At 67.9% G+C, this 7,590-nt stretch carries 5 protein-coding genes; 4 read left to right on the top strand and 1 reads right to left on the bottom strand.

Annotated features, from left to right (window positions below; genetic code table 11):
* Nucleotides 1-169: 169 nt before the first annotated feature.
* A complete protein-coding gene (locus AC10QF_RS19580; RefSeq protein ID WP_065196919.1) occupies nt 170-2,233 on the bottom strand; it encodes a 3-hydroxyacyl-CoA dehydrogenase NAD-binding domain-containing protein in 2,064 nt (687 codons plus the stop codon).
* A gap of 235 nt (nt 2,234-2,468) precedes the next feature.
* Here AC10QF_RS19580 and rpoE point away from each other — a divergent pair, with 235 nt between their 5' ends.
* The 4 genes from rpoE to lepA all read left to right on the top strand — a co-directional run bounded on the left by rpoE (nt 2,469) and on the right by lepA (nt 7,556).
* The gene (gene rpoE / locus AC10QF_RS19575; RefSeq protein ID WP_005418256.1) at nt 2,469-3,089 is read left to right on the top strand and encodes an RNA polymerase sigma factor RpoE; all 621 of its coding nucleotides are present in this window, start codon (nt 2,469-2,471) and stop codon (nt 3,087-3,089) included.
* On the top strand, nt 3,086-3,967 hold the full coding sequence (locus AC10QF_RS19570; protein ID WP_494542719.1) for a sigma-E factor negative regulatory protein: 882 nt from the start codon (nt 3,086-3,088) through the stop codon (nt 3,965-3,967). The genes rpoE and AC10QF_RS19570 overlap by 4 nt, the downstream gene beginning before the upstream one ends.
* Before the next feature lie 74 nt (nt 3,968-4,041).
* Complete coding sequence (locus tag AC10QF_RS19565; RefSeq protein ID WP_111174641.1) at nt 4,042-5,580, top strand: DegQ family serine endoprotease; 1,539 nt, start codon at nt 4,042-4,044, stop codon at nt 5,578-5,580.
* A gap of 182 nt (nt 5,581-5,762) precedes the next feature.
* Nucleotides 5,763-7,556 carry a translation elongation factor 4 gene (gene lepA / locus AC10QF_RS19560; protein WP_049416245.1) on the top strand — a complete coding sequence of 598 codons (1,794 nt, stop codon included), beginning with the start codon at nt 5,763-5,765 and terminating at the stop codon, nt 7,554-7,556.
* The last annotated feature ends 34 nt before the right edge of the window (nt 7,557-7,590 follow it).

Raw genomic sequence — 7,590 nt, 5'->3', positions numbered from 1 at the left:
GTGTCCGCGGCATGGATGCCGCGGACACCCCGCAACCCGACACCGCCCCGCCCAACAAACAGAAAAGCCAGAGCCGGCTGTTGCTCTGGCTCTGGCTCTGGCTCTGGGTTTGGCTTTTGCTTCGGCGGTTGCCTCTGCGGGTGCCGGGCCGCAGGCCCGGCCGATCAACTCAAACCACTGGTTCGCGCAGGGCGGGGTTGTCCCAGCCCGGGCGCGGGGCGAAACGGTCGCCGTGGCGCTGCTGCAGCGCCTTCAACCGCTCGACGATCGCATCGGCACCGACCGCACGGATGTGCTGGATCGGACCGCCGCGGAACGGGGCGAAACCGGTGCCGAAGATCACGCCGGCATCCAGCAGGTCCGCATCGGCCACCACGCCTTCGTGCAGGCACGCCACTGCCTCGTTCAACAGCGGCAGGATCAGGCGGTCTTCCAGGTCGGCCGGGGCCTGGTAGTCGCTGGCCACGTCCGGCTTCTTCGGCTTGCCGTTTTCCCAGGTGTAAATGCCCTGGCCATCCTTCTTGCCACGCTTGTCCGGTTCCACCGTCTGCAGCGCGGCCGGAATCTGCAGGCCCAGGAACGGTGCCAGTTCGCGGCCGACTCCGGCGGCCACGTCCAGGCCGACGGTATCGATCAGTTCGATCGGGCCCATCGGCATGCCGAACTTCACTGCGGCCTTGTCGATCACCGGGCCCGGGACGCCTTCGGCGTAGGCGGTGGCGGCTTCCAGCATGTACGGGAACAGCACGCGGTTGACCAGGAAGCCCGGACTGCCGGCCACCGGCACCGGGAACTTGCCCAGCGCCTTGCAGAACGCGGCCAGGCGGCGCTCGGTCTCCGGCGCCATGCCATCGTGGTGGATGATTTCCACCAGCGGCATCTGCGCTACCGGGTTGAAGTAGTGCAGGCCGGCGAACTGCGCCGGGCGCTGGATGTGATCGCGCAGTTCCACCAGTGGAATCGACGAGGTATTGGTGGTCAGCAGGGCGTCCTGCTTCATCTTCGGTTCCAGCGTCTGGTACAGCGCACGCTTGGCTTCCGGGTTCTCGATGATCGCCTCGATCACCAGATCCGCTTCGGCAACCCCATTGCCTTCCAGGTCGGCACGCAGGCGTGCGGCCACGGCTGGGCGCTTGCTTTCGTCGCGCACCTTCTTGGCGAACAGCGCCTGCGCGCGTTCCATGGCCGGGTCGATGAAGCGCTGCTCGCGGTCCTGCAGGGTCACCTCGAAGCCCTTGTAAGCGGCCCACGCGGCGATGTCGCCGCCCATCACGCCGGCGCCGACCACGTGCACGTGACGGATGCCGGAATCACCACTGCCCAAGCCCTTCAGTCGCTCGGTGAGGAAGAAGATACGGATCAGATTGCGCGCGGTCGGTGTACTGGCCAGCTTGACCACGGCGCGCCGCTCGGCGTCCAGGCGGGCCTGGATGGGCTTGCCGCCACTGCGTTGCCAGGTGCTGATCAGCGCGTACGGCGCCGGGTACTGGTCCTTCTTCGCCTTGCGTGCGACCTGCTTGACCATCTGCGGCGCCAGCAGCCTGCGTGCCAGCCAGGTGTTGGTGGCCCATGCCGTCGCGCGCTGCTTGAACGGGCGGGTGGTGCCGGACAGCGCCAGCGCGACGGCGGTGTCGAGCACCACCGCTGGCGCCACCACCTTGTCGACCAGGCCGATGCCACGCGCGGCCGAGGCCGACAGGGTGCGGCCGGTCAGCATCAAGTCCATTGCCGCCGGCGCGCCCACCAACTGCGGCAGGCGGGCGCTGCCGCCCCAGCCCGGGAAGATGCCAAGCTGGGTTTCCGGCAGGCCGATGCGGGTGCTGCTGTCATTGGACGCCACGCGGTAGCGGCAGGCCAGCGCCAGTTCGGTGCCGCCTCCCAGGCAGTGGCCGTGGATCGCCGCAACGGTGGGGCAGGGCAGCTCGGCCAGCTTCTGATAGGTGGCCTGGCCACGACGGATCGCGTCATTGACGGTGCCGCGACGGTCGAATTCCTGGAACTCCTTCAGGTCGGCACCGGCAATGAAGCCGGCCTTCTTCAGCGACTGGACCACCACGCCCCTGGGTGGGTCCAGCGCGATGCGCTCAAGCAGGTCGCCCAGCTCCAGCAGCACGTCCTGCGACATCGCGTTGACGCTGCTGTCCTGACGATCCAGGGAGAGAACCACCACGCCGTCGTCGCGGATCTCGGGGTGCCAGTGGCTGAAGCGGAGACCATCGAAGCCTGAAAGCATGGACGTTCCATCCGGTTGTGTATGGAGAAGCGGCTATGATCCAGAGGTTGTTTCCCTCGCGTCAAATCCCAATAGCAGGGGAGTGGCGCCCCCGGATCCATGGCCGTGGACCGGGACGCTAACGGAACGGTGGTTAAAAGCTGGTGCGGCGCCAGGTGATCGGCGACTGAACTTTTCCCGGGATTGGCAGTCTCATTGCCCGACGTCGGTTGGGCTGACAGGAGTGCGGCCCCTCATGGCCGAGGTTGATACACCACAGGAGCTGGATCTGGAACTGGTCCGGCGCGTGCAGCACGGCGAGAGTGCCGCCTTCGATGTCCTGGTGCGCAAGTACCAGCATCGGGTGGTGGCCCTCGTCGGTCGCTACATCGCCGACTGGAGCGAATGTCAGGACGTCGCCCAGGACACTTTCATCCGTGCCTACCGCGCGATCGGGAGTTTCCGTGGCGATGCCCAGTTCTCAACCTGGTTGCATCGAATCGCCGTGAATACCGCCAAAAACTACCTGGCTTCACACAATCGACGGCCGCCGACCGATGACATCGACATCGGCGATGCCGAACAGTTCGACAGTGGTACGCGCCTGCGTGACACCGACACGCCCGAACGCGAGTTGATGCGCCAGGAGCTGGAACAGACGGTGATGAAGGCCGTCAACGCGCTGCCGGAAGAACTCCGGTCAGCGATCACCCTGCGCGAGGTGGAAGGCCTGAGCTACGAGGATATCGCGCAGAAGATGGGGTGCCCGATCGGCACGGTGCGTTCACGGATCTTCCGGGCGCGCGAGGCGATCGACACCGAACTCCGGCCGCTGCTGGACATCGGCAGCGCCACCCGTGAGAAGAGCCGCGTATGACCAGTAACCCGTTCAACGAATCGCACAACCATCAATCGCCCGCCGGGCAGCGCCTGGACCAGCGCCATCGCGAGCAGCTGTCGGCCCTGGTCGATGGCGAGCTGGGCGCCGATGAAGCGCGTTTCCTGCTGCGCCGGATGGAGCACGACCCCGAGCTGGCCGGTTGCCAGGAGCGCTGGCAGCTGCTGGGCGACGTGATGCGCGGGCAGGCGTCGGCACTGGCTCCGGCCGGGTTCAGTGCCGCCGTGGCTGCCGCCATCGCGGCCGAGCCGACGCCGCAGGCCGAGCCGCGTCGCCAGGTACGTCGCAGTGGCTGGCGGGCCTGGGGCGGCGGCGCGGCTCTGGCCGCATCGGTTGCTGCGGTCGCCCTGTTCATGGGGGGCGAGAAGCTGAAGGAGGCCACTCCCGGCGAGCCATTGGCCCCCCAGGTGATCGCCAGCCAGGCGGAACTGCCGCCGGCGCCGACCTCGCCGGCCCCGGTGACCGAAGCATCGGTGGATACCGCCGCGATGGCCGTGGCGGCGGCGCCGGCTGTGGCGATGGCTGCTACCAGCCGTCGCCAGGACGCCCGCCGCGCCAGTGCAACCCGCAGCCAGCAGGCCGCGCGTGCCGCCCAGCGCGATGACGCTCCGCAGCGCGCCATCGCCGCCGTGCAGGCACCGCTGGCTCCGACCGTACCGGCCAACGCTAACCGCAACCTGCCATTCGGCGAGGTCGGCGGGCTGCAGGCCCGGCCGTGGCCGCGCTCCAGCCTGGCGCCGACCGCAGGTGGCGCGCTCAATGCCAGTTTCCCGGCCCGCGCCGGCGGTGCCGCGTTCTACCCGTTCGAGCCGCGCCTGCAGGACGACCTGCCGGTGCCGCCGCGCCCGCGCGACTGAGCCGGGCGCCTTCACGCCCCGCCGTCGGCGGGGCCCGTATTCCTCTTTCCATCCGACCCGGAGGTTGCCGTCCGATGACTCCCCGACTTCGCACGCAGGCCATTGGCCTGCTGGCCCTGACCCTTCCCCTGGTGGCCTGCGCGCAGGCGCCGGCGCCGGCGCCTGCCGCCCCGGCCCAGCCTGCGCCGGCCGCGGCGCCGCGGGCGCCTGCACAACCGCTGGTCAGCGGCCTGCCCGACTTCACCAACCTGGTCGAACAGGTCGGCCCGGGCGTGGTCAACGTCGACACCACCATCGTCCGCAACAACCGCCAGGCCTCGCGCGGCCCGATGGGCGACGATGACATGCCCGAGTTCTTCCGCCGCTTCTTCGGCCCTGACTTCCCGATGCCGGGGCAGGGGCCGGGTGGGCAGGATGGCGGTCCCAGCATCAAGGGGCGTGGCATGGGATCGGGCTTCATCATCTCGCCCGATGGCTATGTACTGACCAACTACCACGTGGTGGCCGACGCCAGCGAGGTGAAGGTCAAGCTGGGCGACAGCCGCGAGTTCACCGCCAAGGTGGTGGGCAGCGACCAGCAGTACGACGTGGCCCTGCTCAAGATCGATGGCAAGAACCTGCCCACCGTGCGCGTGGGTGATTCCAACACCCTGAAGCCGGGCCAATGGGTTGTCGCGATCGGCTCGCCGTTCGGCCTCGACCATTCCGTTACCGCCGGCGTGGTCAGCGCCGTCGGTCGCAGTACGGGGGGGCCTGACCAGCGCTACGTGCCGTTCATCCAGACCGACGTGGCGATCAACCAGGGCAATTCCGGCGGTCCGCTGCTGAACACCCGCGGCGAAGTGGTCGGCATCAACTCGCAGATCTTCTCGGCCTCCGGCGGCTACATGGGCATCAGCTTCGCGATCCCGATCGACCTGGCGATGAGCGCGGTCGAGCAGATCAAGAAGAGCGGCAAGGTCACCCGCGGCCAGCTCGGCGCGGTGGTCGAACCGATCGATTCGCTGAAGGCGCAGGGACTGGGCCTGCCGGACAGCCGCGGCGCGCTGGTCAACCAGATCGTGGCCGGCAGTGCGGCCGCCAAGGCCGGCGTGCAGGTGGGCGATGTCATCCGCTCGGTCAACGGCAGCGCGGTCAACAGCTGGTCCGACCTGCCGCCGCTGATCGGTGCGATGGCGCCGGGCAGCAAGGTGAACCTGGTGGTTTACCGCGACGGCAAGCCGCATGAGCTCAGTGCCACGCTGACCGCACTGAGCGAGGACGGGCAGGGCAATGCCCGCGGGCCGTCGGCTGGCGCTGGCGAGGCGGCTCCGCAGACCGGTGCCAACGCCCTGCTGGGGCTGGACGTCAGCGACCTGAACGCGGCCCAGCGCAAGCAGCTGGGGCTCAACGGCAATGAAGGCGTGCGCATTACCGGGGTCAAGGGCCAGGCAGCACGCGATGCCGGCCTGTCGCCGGGCATGGTGATCCTGCAGGTCGGCCGCACTGCGGTCGGCAGCGTCGATGCCCTGAACCGGGCGTTGTCCAGCTTCAAGAAGGACGACGTGGTGATGCTGCTGGTCCGCACGGCCAACGGCAACAGCGCCTTCGTGGCGGTGAAGGCCGGCCAGTAAGGCTCCTGCCGGGGCCGCTTCGGCGGCGCCGGCGCGGCCCCCGAAGCCCCGCCCCGGCGGGGCTTCGGCCGTTCTGGCCCCGGCCCGATGAGGCAGTTTTCGCGGCCGGGCGCCGGGCATGCGATAATCGACCGTTACCCTGACGACGCCGCGCGCCGCCGCCACCTATGTCTTCTGATTCGATGCGGAACATCCGCAACTTCTCCATCATCGCCCATGTCGACCACGGCAAGTCCACGCTGGCCGACCGCATCATCCAGCTCTGTGGTGGCCTGCAGGCCCGCGAGATGGAAGCGCAGGTGCTCGACTCCAATCCCATCGAGCGCGAGCGTGGCATCACGATCAAGGCGCAATCGGTGTCACTGCCGTACCTGGCCAAGGACGGGCAGACCTACCACCTGAACTTCATCGACACCCCCGGCCACGTCGACTTCTCCTATGAAGTCAGCCGCTCGCTGGCCGCCTGCGAAGGCGCGCTGCTGGTGGTCGACGCGGCCCAGGGCGTGGAAGCGCAGTCGGTGGCCAACTGCTATACCGCAGTGGAGCAGGGCCTGGAAGTGGTGCCGGTGATCAACAAGATCGACCTGCCCACCGCCGACATCGAGCGCGCCAAGGCCGAGATCGAGGCCGTGATCGGCATCGACGCCTCCGACGCCGTGCCGGTCAGTGCCAAGACCGGCCTCAACGTGCAGGACGTGCTGGAGGCGATCGTCCATCGCATCCCGCCGCCGGTGCCGCGCGACACCGACAAGCTGCAGGCGCTGATCATCGACTCGTGGTTCGACAACTACCTGGGCGTGGTCTCGCTGGTGCGCGTGATGCAGGGCGAGATCAAGGCCGGTGACAAGCTGCAGGTGATGTCGACCGGCCGCAACCACCAGGTCGACAACGTCGGCGTGTTCACTCCCAAGCGCAAGGTGCTGCCGGCGCTGCGTGCCGGTGAAGTGGGCTGGGTCACCGCCAGCATCAAGGACGTGCATGGTGCGCCGGTCGGCGACACCCTCACCCTGGCCGGCGATCCGGCGCCGAAGCCGCTGCCGGGCTTCCAGGAAATGCAGCCGCGCGTGTTCGCCGGCCTGTTCCCGGTCGATGCCGAGGACTACCCGGACCTGCGCGAAGCGCTGGACAAGCTGCGCCTGAACGATGCCGCGCTGCGTTTCGAGCCTGAAAGCTCCGAAGCGATGGGCTTCGGCTTCCGCTGTGGCTTCCTGGGCATGCTGCACATGGAGATCGTGCAGGAGCGCCTGGAACGCGAATACAACCTGGACCTGATCAGCACCGCGCCGACGGTGGTGTATGAGGTCCTGAAGACCGACGGCTCGATCATCAACATGGACAACCCGGCCAAGCTGCCGCCGGTGAACCAGGTCGAGGAGATCCGCGAGCCGATCATCCGCGCCAACGTGCTCACGCCCGAGGAGTACATCGGCAACATCATCAAGCTGTGCGAAGAAAAGCGCGGCAGCCAGATCGGCATCAACTACCTGGGCAGCCAGGTGCAGATCAGCTACGAGCTGCCGATGGCCGAGGTGGTGCTGGACTTCTTCGACAAGCTCAAGTCGGTCAGCCGTGGCTATGCCTCGCTGGATTACCACTTCGTGCGCTTCGACGCTGGCCCGTTCGTGCGCGTTGACGTGCTGATCAACGGTGACAAGGTCGACGCACTGTCGCTGATCGTGCACCGCAGCCACGCCGACCGCCGCGGCCGCGAGCTGTGCGAGAAGATGAAGGACCTGATCCCCCGGCAGATGTTCGACGTGGCCATCCAGGCCGCCGTCGGCTCGCAGATCATCGCCCGCACCACGGTCAAGGCGATGCGCAAGAACGTGCTGGCCAAGTGCTATGGTGGCGACGTCTCGCGCAAGAAGAAGCTTCTGGAAAAGCAGAAGGAAGGCAAGAAGCGCATGAAGCAGGTCGGCCGCGTGGAGATCCCGCAGGAAGCGTTCCTGGCCGTACTGCAGATGGACAACAAGTAAGCCCGCACCGGCCTCGCGGGGCCGGTCGTCTGGT

The organism is Stenotrophomonas maltophilia complex sp. Om-AH-Sm3 (assembly GCF_059337855.1).
The sequence above is the reverse complement of the archived record's forward strand: the minus strand, read 5'-3'. Positions and strand labels throughout refer to the sequence as shown.

Coding starts and splice junctions, on each gene's coding strand:
- AC10QF_RS19580 (WP_065196919.1), bottom strand. CDS start 2,233: ATGCTTTCAGGCTTCGATGGTCTCCGCTTCAGCCACTGGCACCCCGAG.
- rpoE (WP_005418256.1), top strand. CDS start 2,469: ATGGCCGAGGTTGATACACCACAGGAGCTGGATCTGGAACTGGTCCGG.
- AC10QF_RS19570 (WP_494542719.1), top strand. CDS start 3,086: ATGACCAGTAACCCGTTCAACGAATCGCACAACCATCAATCGCCCGCC.
- AC10QF_RS19565 (WP_111174641.1), top strand. CDS start 4,042: ATGACTCCCCGACTTCGCACGCAGGCCATTGGCCTGCTGGCCCTGACC.
- lepA (WP_049416245.1), top strand. CDS start 5,763: ATGCGGAACATCCGCAACTTCTCCATCATCGCCCATGTCGACCACGGC.